At 25.2% G+C, this 19,269-nt stretch carries 18 protein-coding genes and 1 pseudogene; all 19 read right to left on the bottom strand.

Annotated elements, in window-relative coordinates; translation table 11 throughout:
• Nucleotides 1-2: 2 nt before the first annotated feature.
• Nucleotides 3-1,562: a flagellar basal-body MS-ring/collar protein FliF gene (gene fliF, locus ACYUET_RS15365; protein WP_460281071.1), complete on the bottom strand. Its 1,560-nt coding sequence runs from the start codon at nucleotides 1,560-1,562 to the stop codon at nucleotides 3-5.
• A 25-nt stretch (nucleotides 1,563-1,587) separates the two neighbouring features.
• The gene (fliE, locus tag ACYUET_RS15360) at nucleotides 1,588-1,902 is read right to left on the bottom strand and encodes a flagellar hook-basal body complex protein FliE (protein ID WP_460281069.1); all 315 of its coding nucleotides are present in this window, start codon (nucleotides 1,900-1,902) and stop codon (nucleotides 1,588-1,590) included.
• 13 nt (nucleotides 1,903-1,915) lie between these two features.
• A complete protein-coding gene (gene flgC / locus ACYUET_RS15355) occupies nucleotides 1,916-2,323 on the bottom strand; it encodes a flagellar basal body rod protein FlgC (RefSeq protein ID WP_460281068.1) in 408 nt (135 codons plus the stop codon).
• 18 nt (nucleotides 2,324-2,341) lie between these two features.
• On the bottom strand, nucleotides 2,342-2,743 hold the full coding sequence (flgB, locus tag ACYUET_RS15350) for a flagellar basal body rod protein FlgB (RefSeq protein WP_460281066.1): 402 nt from the start codon (nucleotides 2,741-2,743) through the stop codon (nucleotides 2,342-2,344).
• 590 nt (nucleotides 2,744-3,333) lie between these two features.
• The gene (locus ACYUET_RS15345; RefSeq protein ID WP_460281064.1) at nucleotides 3,334-4,158 is read right to left on the bottom strand and encodes a flagellin N-terminal helical domain-containing protein; all 825 of its coding nucleotides are present in this window, start codon (nucleotides 4,156-4,158) and stop codon (nucleotides 3,334-3,336) included.
• 84 nt (nucleotides 4,159-4,242) lie between these two features.
• Nucleotides 4,243-5,478, bottom strand: a complete 1,236-nt coding sequence (gene fliB / locus ACYUET_RS15340) for a flagellin lysine-N-methylase (RefSeq protein WP_460281062.1) — start codon at nucleotides 5,476-5,478, stop codon at nucleotides 4,243-4,245.
• A gap of 413 nt (nucleotides 5,479-5,891) precedes the next feature.
• Nucleotides 5,892-7,901: a sulfatase-like hydrolase/transferase gene (locus ACYUET_RS15335; RefSeq protein WP_460281060.1), complete on the bottom strand. Its 2,010-nt coding sequence runs from the start codon at nucleotides 7,899-7,901 to the stop codon at nucleotides 5,892-5,894.
• Nucleotides 7,902-8,181: 280 nt separating this feature from the next.
• Nucleotides 8,182-8,514 carry a hypothetical protein gene (locus ACYUET_RS15330; protein ID WP_460281058.1) on the bottom strand — a complete coding sequence of 111 codons (333 nt, stop codon included), beginning with the start codon at nucleotides 8,512-8,514 and terminating at the stop codon, nucleotides 8,182-8,184.
• Between the two features lie 86 nt (nucleotides 8,515-8,600).
• Entirely contained in the window at nucleotides 8,601-9,698 is a 1,098-nt protein-coding gene (locus ACYUET_RS15325; RefSeq protein ID WP_460281056.1) for a LegC family aminotransferase, read from the bottom strand.
• A 294-nt stretch (nucleotides 9,699-9,992) separates the two neighbouring features.
• Nucleotides 9,993-10,985, bottom strand: a complete 993-nt coding sequence (locus tag ACYUET_RS15320; protein ID WP_460281054.1) for an NAD-dependent 4,6-dehydratase LegB — start codon at nucleotides 10,983-10,985, stop codon at nucleotides 9,993-9,995.
• Nucleotides 10,986-11,010: 25 nt separating this feature from the next.
• Nucleotides 11,011-11,649 carry an acetyltransferase gene (locus ACYUET_RS15315; protein ID WP_460281052.1) on the bottom strand — a complete coding sequence of 213 codons (639 nt, stop codon included), beginning with the start codon at nucleotides 11,647-11,649 and terminating at the stop codon, nucleotides 11,011-11,013.
• Between the two features lie 14 nt (nucleotides 11,650-11,663).
• A complete protein-coding gene (gene neuC, locus ACYUET_RS15310; protein WP_460281050.1) occupies nucleotides 11,664-12,815 on the bottom strand; it encodes a UDP-N-acetylglucosamine 2-epimerase in 1,152 nt (383 codons plus the stop codon).
• Between the two features lie 10 nt (nucleotides 12,816-12,825).
• On the bottom strand, nucleotides 12,826-13,860 hold the full coding sequence (neuB, locus tag ACYUET_RS15305) for an N-acetylneuraminate synthase (RefSeq protein WP_460281048.1): 1,035 nt from the start codon (nucleotides 13,858-13,860) through the stop codon (nucleotides 12,826-12,828).
• A complete protein-coding gene (locus ACYUET_RS15300; RefSeq protein ID WP_460281046.1) occupies nucleotides 13,854-14,558 on the bottom strand; it encodes an acylneuraminate cytidylyltransferase family protein in 705 nt (234 codons plus the stop codon). Before ACYUET_RS15300 ends, neuB begins: the two co-directional genes overlap by 7 nt.
• Nucleotides 14,559-14,673: 115 nt before the next feature.
• Entirely contained in the window at nucleotides 14,674-15,723 is a 1,050-nt protein-coding gene (locus ACYUET_RS15295) for a nucleotidyltransferase family protein (protein WP_460281045.1), read from the bottom strand.
• Nucleotides 15,713-17,512 carry a motility associated factor glycosyltransferase family protein gene (locus ACYUET_RS15290; RefSeq protein WP_460281043.1) on the bottom strand — a complete coding sequence of 600 codons (1,800 nt, stop codon included), beginning with the start codon at nucleotides 17,510-17,512 and terminating at the stop codon, nucleotides 15,713-15,715. The genes ACYUET_RS15295 and ACYUET_RS15290 overlap by 11 nt, the downstream gene beginning before the upstream one ends.
• 459 nt (nucleotides 17,513-17,971) lie before the next feature.
• Nucleotides 17,972-18,722 (bottom strand): annotated as a pseudogene (locus tag ACYUET_RS15285) (flagellin).
• Between the two features lie 171 nt (nucleotides 18,723-18,893).
• Complete coding sequence (locus ACYUET_RS15280; protein ID WP_460281041.1) at nucleotides 18,894-19,013, bottom strand: hypothetical protein; 120 nt, start codon at nucleotides 19,011-19,013, stop codon at nucleotides 18,894-18,896.
• Nucleotides 19,014-19,125: 112 nt separating this feature from the next.
• Nucleotides 19,126-19,269, bottom strand: a 144-nt coding sequence (locus ACYUET_RS15275; protein WP_460281254.1) for a flagellin, incomplete at its 5' end; no start/stop codon positions are given.

The raw sequence follows: 19,269 nt of genomic DNA, 5'->3' as shown, positions 1-19,269 counted from the left end.
TATCACCCCTCATTTTCAGAAAGCCATGATTTTATAATTTCTACAACCTGTTCCGGCTTATCTGTAGCATATTTCTTAATTTCATTTTCCATATGAGTCTTTTGATTTTCAGTTTCAAATTCTATTGGTTCAAATTTTTCTGGTTGTTTTGGTTCTATATCATCTCCAATTACAATGTCTAATAATTGGTCTTCATCATCTTGTTTCTTCTTTCTCTTCTTAATTAATATAACAACAAGTGTTAAAATAATTACTAATCCAATTATACCCATAATAATATACTTCTTCATTTCTGCATTTTTAATTTCTGCATTGAATGCATCAATTTGACTTTGATTTTGTTCTTTTAAACTTGGATCAAAATTCATACCTAATACAGAAATTTGGTCTCCTCTAACAGAATTAAATCCAATAGCATTTGATACAGCATCTTGAACTGCTTTTTGAGTTGCTGCATCTAAATTTCCATCAACAACCACTGAAGCTGTCATTCTCTTAACTTCACCTGGTGCACTTATAACCTTAGTTTCAGTTTTACCAATTTCATAATTGTTCTTTTGTTCTTCTCTAGTTGCATTAGACTTTGTACCATTAGTATTATCTGTAGTATTACTAATATTGTTATCAACTGGACTCTCACTTACTTGTCCAGAATCTCCAGTATTGTTTGCCTCTTTAATTGTTTGTTGACTTACAACAACTTTGTTAGGATCAAGTATAGTTTGAGTTTTTTGTTTAGAATCAAAATCTAAATCTACATTTACTGTAGCTCTTATTTTGTCTTTACCTATAACTGGTTCTAATAAACTAATTATTTCTTTTTGCAATTTGCTTTCATATGATTTTTCTAATGATTGTTGTTTATCTAATTCATCTGGGCTCACACCAGTTTTATCATCATTATTTATATTTTTGGTAAGTAAATTCATATCTTGGTCAATTACTTCTATGTTTTCCTTTGGAACATTTTCTGTGCTCCCTGCTACAAGAGCAACTATTGATTTTACTTGTTCTTCTGTTATTTCCTTACCAGATGATATCTTCAAATAAACTGCTGCTTTACCTGGTGTACTTTCCTTTACAAATACTGAATCTGTAGAAGGAGTAATATGTACTCTTGCACTTTCTACTTGCGAAAAACTTTTTATAGTTTTTTCGAGTTCTCCTTCCTGCATTCTTAATTTCTTAATTTTAAATTCTTCATCTGTCATACCAAAAGAGCTTCCAGCATCCATAAGTTCATAACCGCTGCTTCCAGTAGTTAATTCTGGTGCTAATTGTAATCTCAATTGATCAACTTGTTCTTTAGGTACTAAAATCGTATCTCCTTGAATCTTTGTTGTAACTTTACTTTCATTTAATTTAGCTAGTACAACCTGTGCATCTTTCGGATCAAGATTTGAAAATAAAACTTGGTACTTATTTGATGATGTGTAGATTATTGTACTTGCAACAGCAATCAACACAGCAACACAGGATATAAGAATCGCAATTTTAATTTTTTTGTTTTGCGACTTAAACTTTTCCCATAGCCCTCTAACTTTTTCTAAAAGTTTATTCATTTTTTCACAGCACTCCTCACTTTAGTTACAACTGCATTCTTGTTAGCTCTTTATATGCTTCTACTAGCTGGTCTCTAGTTTTAGCTAAAAATTGTAAGCTTAAACTAGCTTCTTCTCCTTTTATCATAACTTCATCAATCTTAACATCATCGCCTCTAACAAATGCGTTTGTATATTTGTCAGCCTCAACTTGTTTGTTATTAACATCATTAATGCAGTTTTTTAAAGTATCCTCAAAACTACTATTAGTAGCTTGTACGTTTTTTTTGTTTTCATTAAGGCTATTAAAATTTGTGTCAAACTTAATTTGACTTTTTTCAAAACTATTATTGATATTCATATTATTCTACTCCTTATTTACCAATTTCTAGAGCTTTTGAAAACATCCCCTTTAAAGCAGTGAACGTATCAACATTAGCCTCATATGCTCTTGTAGAAACCATCATATCGGCCATTTCATTTAATACATTCACATTTGGCATAGTAACATAACCATTTTCATCTGCATCTGGATGAGTTGGGTCATATTTTTTTCTAAGCGGAGATTTATCTTCTTCAATTTTTACTGGCTTAATTCCTGCCATTTTCTTATTTTCATCAAGCGCTTCCTGAAAAACAGCTATTTTTCTAACATATGGACCTTTTCCATCAGCGCTTCTTGTTGTACTTGCATTTGCCATATTTGATGTTATCGTGTCCATTCTCAGTCTTTCAGCCGAAATACCTGTTGCACTTATTTGCATAGAAGTAAATGCATTCATCGTAATATCCCTCCTTTTTTATCTTATTACTGTTTTAATGTTATTAAATTGGTTATTTATTCTGCTTATTAAAGCATTATATTTTAATGTGTTAGCTGCTTGATTAACTTTTTCAAGCTCTAAATCTACATTATTACCATCAGTTCTCATACTTGTCGTATTTACTCTATGAATACTTATATTTCCATCTGATTGCAAATCATCTTTTAAGTGTTTTTCATCTGTTGTCTTTAACGATAAAGATGTTCCTTCTTCTGATTGCTTTAAGTTTTCTTCAAAAACTACATCAAATTTTTTATATCCTTTAGTATTAATATTCGCCATATTATTTGCAATAGTTTGTGCTCTTAAATTTGACGCTTTAAGACCTTCTTTAATTAATTTATAACTATTATCTGAATTTATAACATTTATCGCCATACACATTTCCCCCGATATTTTTTGTAATTAAATGTATATTTTTCTTTTTTATGACTATTTATTTATATATATAATGTTTTTTATAATATGTGATTTAACATAATATAATTATAAAATAATTATCACTTTTTATCTATAATTATTTTATTATTTAAATAAATAATATTAAATTATAGATAAAATTTGTAATCAATTTTCCCTTTTTAAAGTAAAATTTTTTCTATTTTTATGTATATTAACCTATTTTTTTCTTCTGTTTATATATTATATTTAAATTAATTAAATTTTGTTAAGGAAATTTTACTTTTTATTTGGTTTTTCTACATTAGTAAAATTATTTCATATTAATAAATTAATGAAATTTATACATTTTTTTACTTTTTAATTTTACATTCATATTATTATCGAACAACTATTAATAAAGTTAAGTATTATATGAATTTATTTCTACAATATATTATAAAACTTTTACATTTTTCATACTATTAAAACAAAATTATTAATTATATTTAATCATAAAAACTGCTTCATTGTTTAAGAAAAACACTTTGTTTCTCTTAAGCAATGAAGCAATGTTTGTAAATATCTAATTATTTAATATTTTGTAAAACCCTCAATGCATCTTGTGGGAAATTATTACTTTGAGCCATTAACGCTATAGAAGATTGTATTAATATTTGACTTTGTGAAAATTTAAGCATTTCTTCTGCTAAATCTGCATCTGCAATATTACTTTGAGACTTTTCAAGCGACTGATTATTTTGAAGCATATTTTCCCCTGTACTTTCTAATCTAAGTTGTAATGCACCATACTTACTTCTTACATTTGAAACTTCAACAATAGCACTATCTACTGCTGAAATAGCATTTCCTATATTATCTGGATTAGTTACATCTAAATTTTTAATTCCTAACTTCGTAGCTGTAAGATCATATTTATTAATAGTAGTGTCTTCGCCTTTCATACTTCCTATTGTAGACTTTATCTCTGATGGTCCAACACCATCAAGTAATTTAATTCCATTAAATTCAGTATTCTTAGCCATATAATCAATATGTTCTGTTAATGATTTAACTTCCATTTGAATAGATTTTCTATCTTCTAATGTCTCTGTATCATTATTGGCTTGAACTGTTAATTCCTTTAACCTTAGTAAACTATCATTCATTTCACTCATTGTTCCATCAAATGTTTGTATCATAGAGTTTGTATCCTGAATGTTTTTTTGAGCTGCTGCATTACTAAGTATTTGTATTTTAAGCATTTCACTTTGGCCTATTTTATTAGGATTATCTTTAGACTTGTTAAGTTTTAAACCTGAACTTATATTATTTATGGCTTTAGAACTACTAGTTAGTTTATCTTTATAATTATTATATATGTTTAATGAAAATATATTTGGATTTAATCTCATTTAACCACCATCCTTTTTTTATTTAAACAATATAATTATCGAATTTATTTTTTTTAACTTTAATATTTAACTTTATTATAATTTTTAATTTTTTAATAATATAGTCATATACACCATATTATTAAAATTATTATCTTTAATTAATTGCTCTATATAATTTAGATATATTTTATTATGTTCAATAGTTTTTGCAAAAGATTGTATTAGTTCAATTACCAATTCAATTGTTAATCCTTTACGTTTTGCAGCTATACCTATTAAATGCATTTTTATTAAAGAATAATGTATTACTAACATCATATATCCATCAAAAATCTCTTTTCCTTCTGTAATCGGAAAAGTACTTTTAAACAAATAATTTACACAATAATTTTCCAAAATATACTCATGTTCTTTCATAAATAGTATATAATACTTATCATGTGCTTCTTTGTATTTTTTTGCTATTTCCTTTATATTTTTATCTCCATTATAATCTATACCTTTTAAAAATTCTAAAAATAAATCTATATATTTTTGATTTGTAATTTTAAATAAATGACGTTTATCTGCAATTTCTTTAAGTAATTTCATTTGAATGGTTTCTTCTTTTGATATCTTCTTTAACTGCTCTTTAAAAATATCTTCTTTTATATATTGAGAATACTTTAAAATAATATTTAAAATATTATTAAAATTATTATTCTTAATCTCTTCTTGTATTTCATTGGTAAACATACCTAATATAATTAATCTTTCCCATAATTCATATTTTCTATTCTGTAATAACGATATACTAAATACTCTTATATCCCAAAAATATTTTCCCCCTTTAGAAATTTCATTTATATCATCAATATTTAATTTCTTATATAAAACATAGGAATTATTTATATATTCATAATCTTTATCAAATTCCATAACATTCTCATTCAATAAAGCAATCCTTGCAGCTTCAGGACAAGACATAGTAAGTGTTTTTTCTAAGACACCATTCACATCATTTATCATTCTAGGATATGTATTACATGTATTAGACAAATATAAATGACCTTTTTCTAATTGAATACAACAAAGTTTTTTTTCATTTAAAAATGGACATGAAATGCCCTTTAATTTTATCTTTGCATAATTATGTTCACCTTGATAATTAGAGCGATTCCTTGTTATATATCTTTTTATCAAAGGAGTTAATATACTATGTTTTAATTCTTTATATTTCTTATAAGTTTTTTTATCTACTTCTATTGTCCAACCTATACAACAACTATCTTCACAAGCAGATCCTATACATTTAAAATTTTTAACATACTGAGGTTGTAAAATACTTTTTTTACTCATATCTTTTAATCTCCTATATTTGGAATTATAATTAAATTCTATTTATTGCATTCTTATTAATATTTCTTCATTTCCTTTAATTATCTAAATACATTATAATAATATTTAGTTCCATAATATTTAATAAGTATAACTAGTAATATTATTAAATTAAGTTAATAGTTATATTTTCCTTGTTTAAAAATATATAGCATATCTTTACATAGGTATCACATCTTCAACTACATTAATTGCTTATATAGATATCAACTCTAGTCATAATACATCTATTTAGAAGTCTATATAATATATTATTTCAAATCACCAACTGATTATATAAAAAAATAATATGTAATTTTATTTTTACACAAATATATCTACTGTACCAAAAATAATGTTTATTTAAAATATTTCAATAAACATTATTATCATTATTAAATAATAATATACTCTCTTATATGATTAAATACTTCATCAGTATATTTTAATACTTTATCAGCATTTTCTTTACTTTCTTCTTTTCCTGTAATTTTATTTATTAAAGAAATCTCATAACTATCTAATTGAATTCTTCCATCTATAGTGCACAAATCTTTGCTTTTAAAAAAGAATTTATGTATTTTATCATTTATTGTAGCTTGATATGGAGATCCTGGAAAAATGGTCTCACTATATACATGTTCTCTATTCTTATCCCCTCCAAAATACTTTGAAATATTTCCATCCTTTATATTAAAATCTTTTTTACAAAGTGAATTTAGAATTATAGGAAATAAATCTAGACCTGCTATAAATTCATTACATTGTCCTTTAGGTATATTCTTCCCTCTAAACATCATTGCAATTTTAGTTCTCTCTTCATCTAAGAATTCGTCGCTATTTATTAGGTATCCTTGTCCATGATCTGCTACTAAACTTACTATAAAATCATCTTCATTATAATTATCTTTTATATAATTAAATAGCAAGCCTAAATAAGTATCAATTCTTTTTAATTGAACTCCAAATCTTTCAATTTTTTTATCATCTTTTTTCTTTCTTACGCTAGTTTCTTCAGATTTATCAAAAGATCTACAACCTATACTACTTTTTACTTGTGTACTTATTCTAGTTTCAAATTCATCCGCAACATCATGTAAATCTGGTATACATATCCATAAAAAATTATTATTATCTTTAAACGTTTCTAAATGTTCTATAGTTTCATTTATCACATCATCACAATGCATATCTCTTATAGATGGTTGATATAGATATCTATTCATACCTTTTATATAACCCATACACGGATTGCTTCTCCAATCACCATCTATTTTTGCAGTTAAATATCCTGTTTTTTGGAAAATTTCACTATATAATTCATTCTTAGTTAAATTATTTGTATCAAACTTTGGATGAAAAACTCTATGATTAGTAGTTGTCTTACCTGTAAAAAAACTTGCTAAACTAACATATGTCCATTCACCTGTAGTATAAGTATTGTTACATATTGTACCTTCTTTAAAAAATTTATATATATTAGGAGCTATGTTTTCTAAATTATTTTCTTCAATAAATTTTTGAGATAGTCCATCAATAAATATGTTGAGTATAAGAGATGGTATTTTTTTATTTTTCTTAATTTCAATTTTATTTCCTAAAATAAATTCTTTATTTGATTTAATTTCTAATTCATCATCTTTATTAAATTTATAATAATAGAATCTATTCTTTAACAAGTTTTTAAAATTATTTACTTCACCATTAACATGAATTTCAACTTCTTGGTAATTCTCTTTAATCATTAAAGACAATATTATATCTTCATTTAATTTAACTTTTAAACTATTAAAAATCTTGGACGGAATAACTTCTGTTTTGGTGAAATATTTAAGTTCTTCTTGATCTTCTAAATATATTCCATCTCTTTCAGGATAATAGTAATCATATATTCCAGAATAATAATCATTATTTTGATCTTTAAATATAAGTTCTCCAAATTTGGGTTTAAATTCACCCTTATATGGAAATGTTCTTTGTGTATTAGAAAAATAAAAACTAATCTTATCCATCAATTTACTATTATCATTTACATTAATTTTTTTTAAAATATCTGTTATAATCTCGTTCAAATCAATACTTTTATCATCATCTAACATAACTATTTTATAAAAATACTCTAACGCTTTTAAATATTCCTTTTTATAGTAGTATATAATACCTAAATTATAATTAATTTCTAAATTGTATTCATATTTGTAATATATATTAATCAATAATTCTTCTGCCTCTTCATATTTTCCATTATAAAAAAATATAGTTGCCTTAATTGTATATAAATCTAAGTCATATGGGTATGTATTTTCATATTTATTTATCATTAAAATAGCTTCATCTAATTGTCTCTTTTCAATCAATTCTTGTATTTCATTCTTGAATATTCTTAAATTTTCAACATTAATCAATAAAATTAACCCTTTCTTTCTACAATTAAAATATCAATTGTGTAATCTATAGTTTAGAATTTTTAGTTAAAATAAATATTATTTTCCTAAATTTTCAATGCTTATTTCAAATAATAGTTATTATTTTCTTCAATTGAGAAGTAAATATAGTTAAACAACTTAAGACTTCTATTTTATTAATAAAATTAGTCAACCTTACTTAGTAAGTATTTAACTCAACATTTTCTTTGTTTGTCTAAAAAATTTTTCTATCACCAAAGTTTAATATAATATCTATGCGTTATTTTAGTTTTTTTTGTATATCATCTAATATAGTTATTAATTCATACTCAAACAAATCAGCTATTAACATAATATCTTCATTCTCTATAGCTTCAACTATTTCATTTAATTTCTCATTTATTGTTTCTATATAAGATTGACTTTTCTCAAATCCTTCAATATATTCTAATACCTCAAATAAACTGTATATTTCATTAGATAAATCTGCAATTAATGTAAATCCTTTTGCTTCTTCTTTATTATGTAAATATTCTATAATTTTAAAAATTATTTTTTTTAAATTTGATATATTTTCATTAACATTATTCAATATTTCAATTTTTTCCTTCATAAGCTCATCTCCTAATTCTTTATTTCGTTCTGTTAAGTTATATAAGCCGTATCCTTATTAATCTAATAAAATAATATAAACAGAATTTATTTTGATTTTATAATTTCACAAATAAATTTTATCTCTTCTTCGCTTAGACTTATAGAACTTGGTAAATTAATTCCCCTTAAAAAAAGTTCTTCTGTAATACTCATATCACCATATGCACTTTCAGTATATATAGGCATTTGGTGCACAGGCATAAAAAATGGTCTTGCTTCAATATTATTTTCTTTTAATTTATATATAAGCTCATCTCTTTTTAATGGATAGCTATTCTCAATTAAAATTGAATATAACCAATTAACATTTTTCACATTTTGTTTTTCTACTGGTAAACTTATTCCTTTTACACCTTTTAAAGATTCATTATATAATTTTGCATTTTTTCTTTTTATTTCTACATATTCATCTATATTTTCAAGTTGAGCACATCCCATAGCTGCTAATAAATTAGGCATTCTAAAATTATATCCTATTTCTTCATGATAAAAAGCACCGTTGTCTAAAACCGTTTTTGTTTGAGTCGACAAATATTTTGCCCGTTCTGCTAATTTTGTATTATTAGTTACTAACATACCTCCTGCACCTGTTGTTATAAGTTTATTACCATTAAATGAAAAACATCCAATATCACCCAGCACACCTGCTGATTTACCTTTATACAATGACCCTAAACTTTCAGTAGCATCTTCTATTACATAAAGATTATATTTCTTTGCTATTTCCATTATTTTATCCATATCTGCTAAATTTCCATAAATATGCACTGGTAAGATGGCCTTTGTTTTTGACGTTATCATTGCTTCTATTTTATCTGCATCCATGACCCAAGTATCTCTACAAACATCAACAAACACTGGCTTTGCACCAACATATCTAATAGTATTTACTGGAGATATAAACGTTAATGACGATACTATAACTTCATCTCCTTCACCAATATCTAAACTTCTAAGAGCAAGTTCTAGCGCAGCAGTACCATTCATTGTAACTATTGCCTTGTTTGCATGTACATATTTTGCAAAATCTTCTTCAAACTTATTTACATAGCTTCCTACTGAAGACACCCAATTTGTATCTAAACAATCTTTAATATATTTCCACTCATTCCCTTTAATTTCTGGTATACATAATGGTATCATTGTATTTCAACTCCTATAGTATTTGTATTTTGGGGATTATCTTTTTATAATTTATAATATATTTATGTTTAAATGTTTTAAAGCTAACTTTATTTGGCAAATCTAATTGAGTGTATTTTTAAAAATTTACATTTAATTTATTCATCGTATAATCAAACATCTCTATAAAATCAGAATTTAAGCCATGATTCGTCGATTTAAAAATAATATTATCTATTTTATTTTCATTATAAAAACTATTTTGTAATAAAACTTCTATTTTGTAATTAATCCCCCATTTTTAGCCCCATTAATTTACACGTTATAAATATCTGTTTTAAAATAATTCATATTGTTTTTTACCCATTCAATAGTTTCTAATAAACCTTCTTCAAGCGAATATTTAGATGTCCATTCTGTAAGTTCTTTAATTTTCGAATTATCTCCCAATAATCTATTCACTTCACTATTCTCTGGTCTTAATCTTTCCTCATCACAGATTATTTGCACATCTTTTCCTGATAAAGTTATTATTTTTTTAACTAAATCTCCTATGCTTATTTCATTATTTGAACTTGCATTTATTACTTCACCAATTGTTTTATCACTTTCTGCTATCTTAACAAACGCTTCTACTGTATCTTTAACATAATTAAAATCTCTTGTTGGCGTTAAACTTCCAAGCTTAATTTCAGTTTTTCCTGCTAAAATTTGTGATATTATTGTTGGTATAACAGCTCTTGCTGATTGTCTTGGACCATATGTATTAAAAGGTCTTATAGTGGCTATTGGCATATTAAAACTTTTGTAAAAACTTTCTGCAATTTTATCAGCTCCTATTTTTGATGCAGAATAAGGAGACTGCCCTTGCATAGGATGGTTTTCATCAATAGGTACATACAAAGCAGTTCCATATGTTTCACTTGTAGAAGTATGAACAATTTTCTCAATTTCATAATCTCTACAAGCTTCTAATACATTAGTAGTACCTTCCACATTTGTTCTTACATAAGCCATAGGTGATAAATATGAGTACGGTATTGCTATTAATGCGGCTAAATGGAAAACTACATCTTGGCCTTTTATTATTCGCTTCATTCCATCATATTCACGAACATCACCAGTAACAACTTTTATATTTTCTTTTATATTTTTATCAAAACTATCAATCCATCCCCAATTATTAAAAGAATTATATTGAACCAACGCTGTTACTTCTGCTTCAAGCCCCACAAGTTTTTCTATTAAATGACTTCCTATAAATCCTTCTGAGCCTGTTACTAATACTTTTTTCCCTTTTAAATTCATTATTATATACTCCTTTGGCAAAACTCTATTTCTTATTTTTTATTATTTTAGCTGGTATTCCTACTGCTAAAGAATCATCTTTTATATCATTAATAACTACCGCACCTGCACCAATAGTCACATTATTTCCAATCTTTATCCCTTCAATAACAGAACTCCCTATTCCTATATGTGTATTAAACCCAATATATACACCACCAGCAATCGACGTATTAGGAGATATATGACAATTACTTCCTATATTACAATCATGTTCTATTACAGCACCTGTATTTATAATACAATTTTCCTCAATACTAGAATCCGAATTTACTATAGCTCCTGCCATAACACATGTGCCTTCTTTAATGCTCGAAAATTGAGAAACCATTGCCTTCTTATGAATTAATACTGGTAATTTAAATCCTATCTCCTTTAACTTCATATATATATTATTTCTAATTTTTATATTTTTTAATGCTCCTATAGCTGTAAATGCATATTTAACATCTTTATTATATATATCTTGAAGTATACTATCATCACCTATTATAGGTATACCTAATATGCTACCTTTAGAATTATTATCTGTAATTCCTACAATTTCATACTGATTTGTACTTTTAATGATATCTATAATAACTTTACAATGTCCGCCAGCACCTACAAGAATTATTTTCTTCATAGTAATTACCTTCTTTAATATGTCAGTTTTTTTCTTAGTAAATTCCTATCTAAATTAATAGATTTTAATATGTGTAGAATTTGTTTACTAACATTTCCATCACCATATACACTGTTAATTTCAATTAAATTTCTTTTAAATTCTTTGTCATAAAAAGCTTTATCAATAGCTTTAATTATTTCTTCTTTATTATATCCTATATCAATTATATTCGCACTTTTAAGTCTTCCTCTTTGTCTATCTCCAATATTTATAACTGGTAATTTAAAACTAGGTGCTTCTATTATTCCACTAGATGAATTTCCTATCATAATATTTGCATATTTTAATAAACTCAAATATCTTTTTTGACCTAAAGAATAATATATATATGCATTTTCATTATCTCTTACGAATTTCTTAACTTTATCTATAATAATTTTGCTCCCAAAATCAGCATTAGGATATGTAAATATATATTTTGCATCAAATTCTTTTATAGCATCTAATAAATTGTCTATTTGTTTTTCTATATTATTTAAATCTAAAGTTACTGGATGATATGTTATTAAAAATATTGATTTATCAAAAGAAATGTTTAATTCTTTTTCTAATTCTTGTTTTCCTAAAAGATTTAACCTTTTTATATTTTCAATTCCTGCTTGCCCTAAATTATAAACTCTCCAAGGTTCTTCACCCATTTTTATTATTCTCTCTTTATAATATTCCGCACCAGCAAAATGTATATGTGACATTTTAGTAATTGCATGACGTATCTGTTCATCTACAGCACCTTCTGTTGATTCACCACCATTCATATGTGCTATAGGTATGTTCATAATCATAGCACAAGTTGCAGCAACAAAAGTTTCATATCTATCACCTAAAATAAGCAAAATATCTGGTTTTAATCTATCAAAACATTGAGACATTTGAATCATCTCAAGTCCCATAGATTTCACTATAGAACTTTGTTTTTCTGAATTTATAAGCATATCAATTTCTTCATCTATTTTAAAGCCATCTTTTTTTATTTGCTCTATTGTATATCCAAATTCTTTAACTAAATGATTTCCAGTAACTACAAGCTGAAGTTCTAAATCTTTATCATTTTGTATTTCTTTCATAGTCCAATATAACAATCCATATTCAGCTCTTGTTCCTGTAACAATCAAAATTTTTCTCATAACCCTTCACCTATTCAACTTTACTAAAAGTTATAAAATCATCAGCATTAATATCTGCTGTAGCTTTCTTTCCAATAATATTATTTATATATTTAGGGCTTATTCCATTACCTGGTCTTTTTACAGTTATATTATCCTGTGAAATAAGCTCTCCTTTTTTTATATTTACACTAGCGACTAAACTTTTTCTTGCAACATTTCTTGTATTTAATTCATTCTTATTACACTTTTTTATTCCGTTACCCAAAGCTTTTTCAATGTTCCTAATACTATCTACCATTTGTTTCAGTTCTTCTGAATTTAATGAAGCTTTATGATCAGGGCCTTCCATATTTTTATCAAGTGTAAAATGCTTTTCTATAATTTTAGCTCCCATTGCTACTGCTGCAATAGGAATTTCTATGCCAACAGTATGATCTGAATATCCTACTTGAAATTTAAAAGCATCTTTAAGTGTAATCATTGCATTTAAGTTAACATCTGCATAATCAGTTGGATAGTTTGAAGTACAATGTAATAAACTTATTTTATAATTTCCTGTTTCTTTTATTGTTTCTATCGCATCTTCTACTTCTCCTAAATTTGCCATTCCTGTAGATAAAATTATTAGTTTATTTAATTTTGCTATGTATTGTAATAATGGAATATTTGTCAAATCTCCTGAACTTATTTTATATAATGGAATATTTAATTTTTCTAGTAAATCTACACTTTCAAAGTCAAATGGTGTTGATATAAACATTATTCCTTTTTCATTACAATAATCTCTTAATATCACTAGTTCATCATAAGAAAGTTCCAATTGCTTCAACATTTCATATTGATTTCCAGTACCTGTTGTTTGCTTTTGATAATCTGCTTTAGGTGCATTATATGTAACTAAATTTTCTGTTTTAAATGTTTGAAATTTTATTGCATCTACCTTTGCGTCTACGGCAGCATCTATAAGCTTTTTAGCTATACTTATATCACCATTATGATTTACCCCAGCTTCTGCGATTATAAAACATGACTTTCTATCAAATTCTATGTTACTTTCTAGCATTCTTCATTCTCCTTTATAAGATATTCTGCAAATTTAAAATCTAATATATCATCTATATCAAGTGATGAATATTTATCCATTACATAACCTAATGTATTTTCTGTATACCAATTCTCATTTTTTAATAAAATATCTTTTTTAGCTATATATATAGCTCCGTTAAGACTATATATTTTAGGAACATCTTGCCTTCGTGAATAAAAAATGTTTCCTGTTAAAAAATCTTTTATTTTACCCTGATGTAATTCCTTCATCCAATAAGGACTTATTTCACTTTCACAGATACTTACTATAGAATCAGCATCTTCATTAATTAATCTTTCAATTGCTTCATCTATTTGCTCATATTTTCTAAATGGTGACGTACATTGAGCACATATTACATATTCAAATTCATCTCCATTATCTTTAAACCAATTTATTGCATGAATTATAGGTTTTATTCCTGGAGTTGTATCTTGAGCTAAATAACTTGGTCTTATAAAAGGAATATCTGCACCATATTTTTTACTTATCTCCGCAATTTTTTTTGAATCTGTAGACACAATTACCTTATCAATATATTTACTCTTTTTACATTGTTCAATACTATATGCTATAAGTGGTTTATCATTCAATAATTTAATGTTCTTTTCTGATATACCTTTAGAACCACCTCTGGCAGGTATTATTGCTAATATTTTTTTATTGTTTATCATCAGACTTTATATCGAAATAAATTTTAACGATATTCTCCTCCTTTTTTCTAATCTTTATAAATTTATCTTTTTAAAACTTAAATTACTTATAAATAACTTCAATTCAATCATAAAATCATATAAAGTCATATATATTTTCATTTATTTTATTATAATCTTCTACTCTTCCTATATCTAGCCAATAATCTTTTATCTCATAATGTCCAACTTTAAGGCCATTTTCTATACATTTATTAATCAAATCAGTTATTTCAAAATATTCATTGGAAGGAATCAAATCTATTACTTTAGGATTTAAACAATAAATCCCTGCATTAATCAAATAATTTATAATTGGTTTTTCTGTAAGACTAGTTATTAGATTCTTATTAGTATTAATAACTCCATACGGAAATTGTATTGAATGTGCCCTAGTTCCAACAGTTATATCAAAATTATTTTCCAAATGAAAATTCATCATATTTTCTACATTCAAATTAGTAAATATATCTCCATTTATAACAAAAAAAGAACTATCTATATATTCTTTTGCAAGTTTTATTCCACCTGCGGTTCCTAATCTTTTGTTTTCTTTTATATAATTTATTTTTACACCATATGCAAATCCATCTTGAAAGTAATTTTCTATTATTTCTGATTTATAATTAACAGAAAGCAACATCTTATTATACCCATACTGTTTAAAATTATTAATAATATGTTTTAACATAGGCTCATCACCTACTTTTAGCATGGGTTTAGGAATTTCCTTTGTTAAATTTTTAAGTCTTGTACCAAGTCCCCCAGCCATTATAATAACTTTATTTTCTTTACCACATGGTAGTAATATATCATTAATTGTAATCATATCTATAACTCTATCATTATCATCTACTATAGGAATAACTTGTATAGCTTTTTTTATAAAAATATCTTTAATTTCATCTCTAGACATTTCATTTTTTACTCTTATTGGATTTATGTGCATTATTTTTCCTATTTCTTCATTTAATTGTACATCATTTAATATAGCACGTCGTATATCCCCATCAGTCACGCTGCCAATTAATGACTTATTTGAATCTACAACAAATACTATTCCTTTTGCACCTTCATCTATCATTTTTAAAGCTGTTTTTATAGAATAATTTTCTGGAATAATTAAAGTTTCAATATTAAAGTTCATTTTTATCATCCTCTAACGTTTCTATACATAATTTTATTTTAGGAATTATGTCACCAATAGATTCTATAATATTTTTATATAAATTATTAAATCCATTTAGAATATTTGTTAAATTTTCTATTTCTGATTCAGATTCCTTATATCTAAAATAATATGAAGACTTGCTAATTATATTTACCATTAGAAAATCAATAAACTCCATGCATGTATGATTATCTATTTTATAATTTAATTTTCTGATTGATTTATATATTTTTTTCATTTTGTTTATATCATTTAATTTTAATATATCATTGATTGAATTATTAAGTTTTTTTATACTTGTATAAATTTCCTGTATGTCATTATAGTTTTTAGTAATATTTCTTTTTATTATATCTAAATCATTAATAATATTATTTTCAAATATATTATTAATAGTTTTACATACATCATTATTAACACAATATTGTTCTATTGAACTTCTTAAATCCATTACTTCAGTACCTTCTATTTTGGCACCACCTTCTGTTGAATTTATAAATTTTATATTATTATTACAACTTATATATTCTTCGAAAGTTTTTCTGAAATTTTCCAACGCCCTAGTAGTGAAAACCTTATCTCCATATATCCCTTCTACTTCTATCAAATCAAGATTATAATTAATACTATTATCAATTAAAGACTCTGTGATTTTTGCATGATGTTTATTATTAGTATATGCCAAATCTTGCCCTACAAATATGATTTTATTACATCCTAAATACCTAGCAAAATCTACACAAGAATGTGCTACTGATCCCCCAGAATATAGCATATCAATATTATTATTTAAAATTTTTTCTATATTAGTCTTTACTGCACCATACTTAAAAAATATTTTATTTCCCAACTGATTTTTTACCAACTTATGATTTGTTGTTTCTGTAAATACTAATGGTATATGTTTATCAAGGCACTCTCTAGACATTTCATATATTGCATCTGTACAATCTACTGCACACATAAAATGAGGAATTATATTATGTTGTATTAAAGGTTTTAATGTTCTATTTCCGCATATTATTATAGCATTGTCCTTAATTTTCTTTAATTCTTGAATATTTTTTTCTAAAGATGGACCTGCTGAAACAACTATTGCTGTAAATCCATTAAATTTATTTTTTAATTCATTTATAATATAACTTTCTCCAATGTATTTAATATTATCTAGATATGTTTCCATGAATTTATTACCAAATACTATTTCAGTGGCTACATTAGTTTCAAAAAATCTCAATGCATTCTTTAAACTTCTTAAAAAGATATTGAATTCTTCTAGATATATTTTATCGTAATTTGCATAAGTAGAATATCTAACATTATTATAATCACTTTCATGTTCTATAAATCCCTGTATGTATGTTTGTAAATTTTCTTCATCAAAACCTATTATACTTATTTTTTCATCTTTTAGAATATCTACTGATTCTTCTAAATTCAAAAACTTCTTTAGTATTCTTTTATCTGGTTCTATTATAAGAACCCTATTAAAATCACTTAAATTTTTTTGAAGATTTAATATATGTTCTCCTGTACATAATCCAAAAATTATTATAAGCGTATCTGAATTAATATCTTCAAATTTTTTAGAAAAATTTTTTATATCATTTTCACACATATATTTACTACCAATATACTTAAATTTTCCATCTAATTTTACTTTAAAAATTTTTTTAGAATCTTTAGTACTTTCTAAAACTACTTCCTCTGTTTTTATATTATTATCACATTGTATATCCATTAAATAATTAGTTAATAATTCCACCACAAAATCTCCTATATACTAATTCATAGTTTTCCTTATATTATTATCGATAAAAATTTATAAAGCTTTATATAAAATATTTTTGAGTTTATTGCAAACATTTTAATGTTTTATAATTTCTATTCTAATATTAAGTAAATTTATACATTTTTTATTTTTATAATATCTATGTAATTATTTTTAAATGTTTATTATATATTTTCATCTATTTTAACTTTAATTATTCACAGAATTTTTTAAAATCTAATACACACATTTTTAATAATTATTAGATTTTAAGAATAATATTAAGCAAATATTCATAATAAGATTGAAATTGCATAAGACCTTTTATATAACCAAAGCTTATCGAATAAACATTAGAATTAGTACTTTAAATAATATCTATGCTTATAATAAAGTTATATATAGAAATTTAAATAAAAAAATCTTACTAAACTTAGATAATAAATAAATCAATTATCTTAATAATTGAAGAACACCTTGTGGTTGTTGATTAGCTTGAGAAAGCATTGCTTGTGCAGCTTGATTAAGAATGTTATTCTTTGAGAAATTCATCATTTCTTTAGCCATATCAACGTCTCTAACTCTGCTTTCTGCTGCTTGTAAGTTTTCAGAAGCATTATYTAAGTTAGAAATTGTATGTTCTAATCTATTTTGGTATGCACCAAGTTTTGATCTTTGTGTTGAAACTTTCTTTATAGCTGAGTTAACAAGACTTATAGCACTAGTTGCTTTTGTATTAGTAGATACTGCTATCTTACTAACACCTAAAGCTGATGTTGCCATTGAATCAATTTTAACTTCTAAAGTTAAAGCTGTATTAGCATTAGCACCTATTTGAAGTTTTGCACCTGTAGTTTTTAAACTTCCATTTAATAAATTCTTTTCATTAAATTGTGTTGTTTTAGCTATTCTATCGATTTCAGAATTTAATGATTTAATTTCTTCACCTATAGCATCTCTATCAACTTTTACATTAGTGTCATTAGMTGCTTGTACTGATAGTTCTCTCATTCTTTGAAGTATGCTTTGAGTTTCATTTAAAGCACCTTCAGCTGTTTGTATTAAAGATATACCATCCGTCATCCCCAGCTCTGTTAATTCTTAATCCTGAAGATAATTTTTCCATTGACTTYCCAGCTTCAACTGTGTTAATTCCCATATTTCTGTGTGCGTTCATCGCGTTCATATTGTGATTGATAATCATAATAAATTCCTCCTTGATTTTACATGGACATCCTTGTCCTATTTTTTATTATTAAATTCTTATATTTATTTTTCGTATGATCTTTTGAATACTTTAGAGTTTTTATTATTTATTATTTTTATTTAATAATTAACTCTCATATCATGTATTTCGATTAATAATTATATAACTTTAGTATTTTTTAACAAATTTATCTAAATTAATTCCTTTGCCAGGTTCTACAGCCATATTACTCATCATTTCTGTTATTTGATTTGCTATTTCCTTTTCAGAATTCATTCCTAACTTCATTACAGATAATTGATAGAATTATTATCGAAATAAATTTCGTCAACAATTAAAAATTATTAAAGGGCCGAAAAATTTTTCGACCCCCAAAATTATTATTTTCTTATTGCATCAATTATCTTAATAATTGAAGAACACCTTGTGGTTGTTGATTAGCTTGAGAAAGCATTGCTTGTGCAGCTTGATTAAGAATGTTATTCTTTGAGAAATTCATCATTTCTTTAGCCATATCAACGTCTCTAACTCTGCTTTCTGCTGC

This window comes from Clostridium sp. CTA-5 (genome assembly GCF_054768135.1).
The sequence above is the reverse complement of the archived record's forward strand: the minus strand, read 5'-3'. Positions and strand labels throughout refer to the sequence as shown.

Coding starts and splice junctions, on each gene's coding strand:
- ACYUET_RS15295 (WP_460281045.1), bottom strand. CDS start 15,723: ATGAACTTTAATATTGAAACTTTAATTATTCCAGAAAATTATTCTATA.
- flgC (WP_460281068.1), bottom strand. CDS start 2,323: ATGAATGCATTTACTTCTATGCAAATAAGTGCAACAGGTATTTCGGCT.
- fliF (WP_460281071.1), bottom strand. CDS start 1,562: ATGAATAAACTTTTAGAAAAAGTTAGAGGGCTATGGGAAAAGTTTAAG.
- neuC (WP_460281050.1), bottom strand. CDS start 12,815: ATGAGAAAAATTTTGATTGTTACAGGAACAAGAGCTGAATATGGATTG.
- ACYUET_RS15330 (WP_460281058.1), bottom strand. CDS start 8,514: ATGAAGGAAAAAATTGAAATATTGAATAATGTTAATGAAAATATATCA.
- fliB (WP_460281062.1), bottom strand. CDS start 5,478: ATGAGTAAAAAAAGTATTTTACAACCTCAGTATGTTAAAAATTTTAAA.
- fliE (WP_460281069.1), bottom strand. CDS start 1,902: ATGAATATCAATAATAGTTTTGAAAAAAGTCAAATTAAGTTTGACACA.
- ACYUET_RS15280 (WP_460281041.1), bottom strand. CDS start 19,013: ATGAAGTTAGGAATGAATTCTGAAAAGGAAATAGCAAATCAAATAACA.
- ACYUET_RS15345 (WP_460281064.1), bottom strand. CDS start 4,158: ATGAGATTAAATCCAAATATATTTTCATTAAACATATATAATAATTAT.
- ACYUET_RS15325 (WP_460281056.1), bottom strand. CDS start 9,698: ATGATACCATTATGTATACCAGAAATTAAAGGGAATGAGTGGAAATAT.
- ACYUET_RS15320 (WP_460281054.1), bottom strand. CDS start 10,985: ATGAATTTAAAAGGGAAAAAAGTATTAGTAACAGGCTCAGAAGGATTT.
- neuB (WP_460281048.1), bottom strand. CDS start 13,860: ATGCTAGAAAGTAACATAGAATTTGATAGAAAGTCATGTTTTATAATC.
- ACYUET_RS15315 (WP_460281052.1), bottom strand. CDS start 11,649: ATGAAGAAAATAATTCTTGTAGGTGCTGGCGGACATTGTAAAGTTATT.
- ACYUET_RS15300 (WP_460281046.1), bottom strand. CDS start 14,558: ATGATAAACAATAAAAAAATATTAGCAATAATACCTGCCAGAGGTGGT.
- flgB (WP_460281066.1), bottom strand. CDS start 2,743: ATGGCGATAAATGTTATAAATTCAGATAATAGTTATAAATTAATTAAA.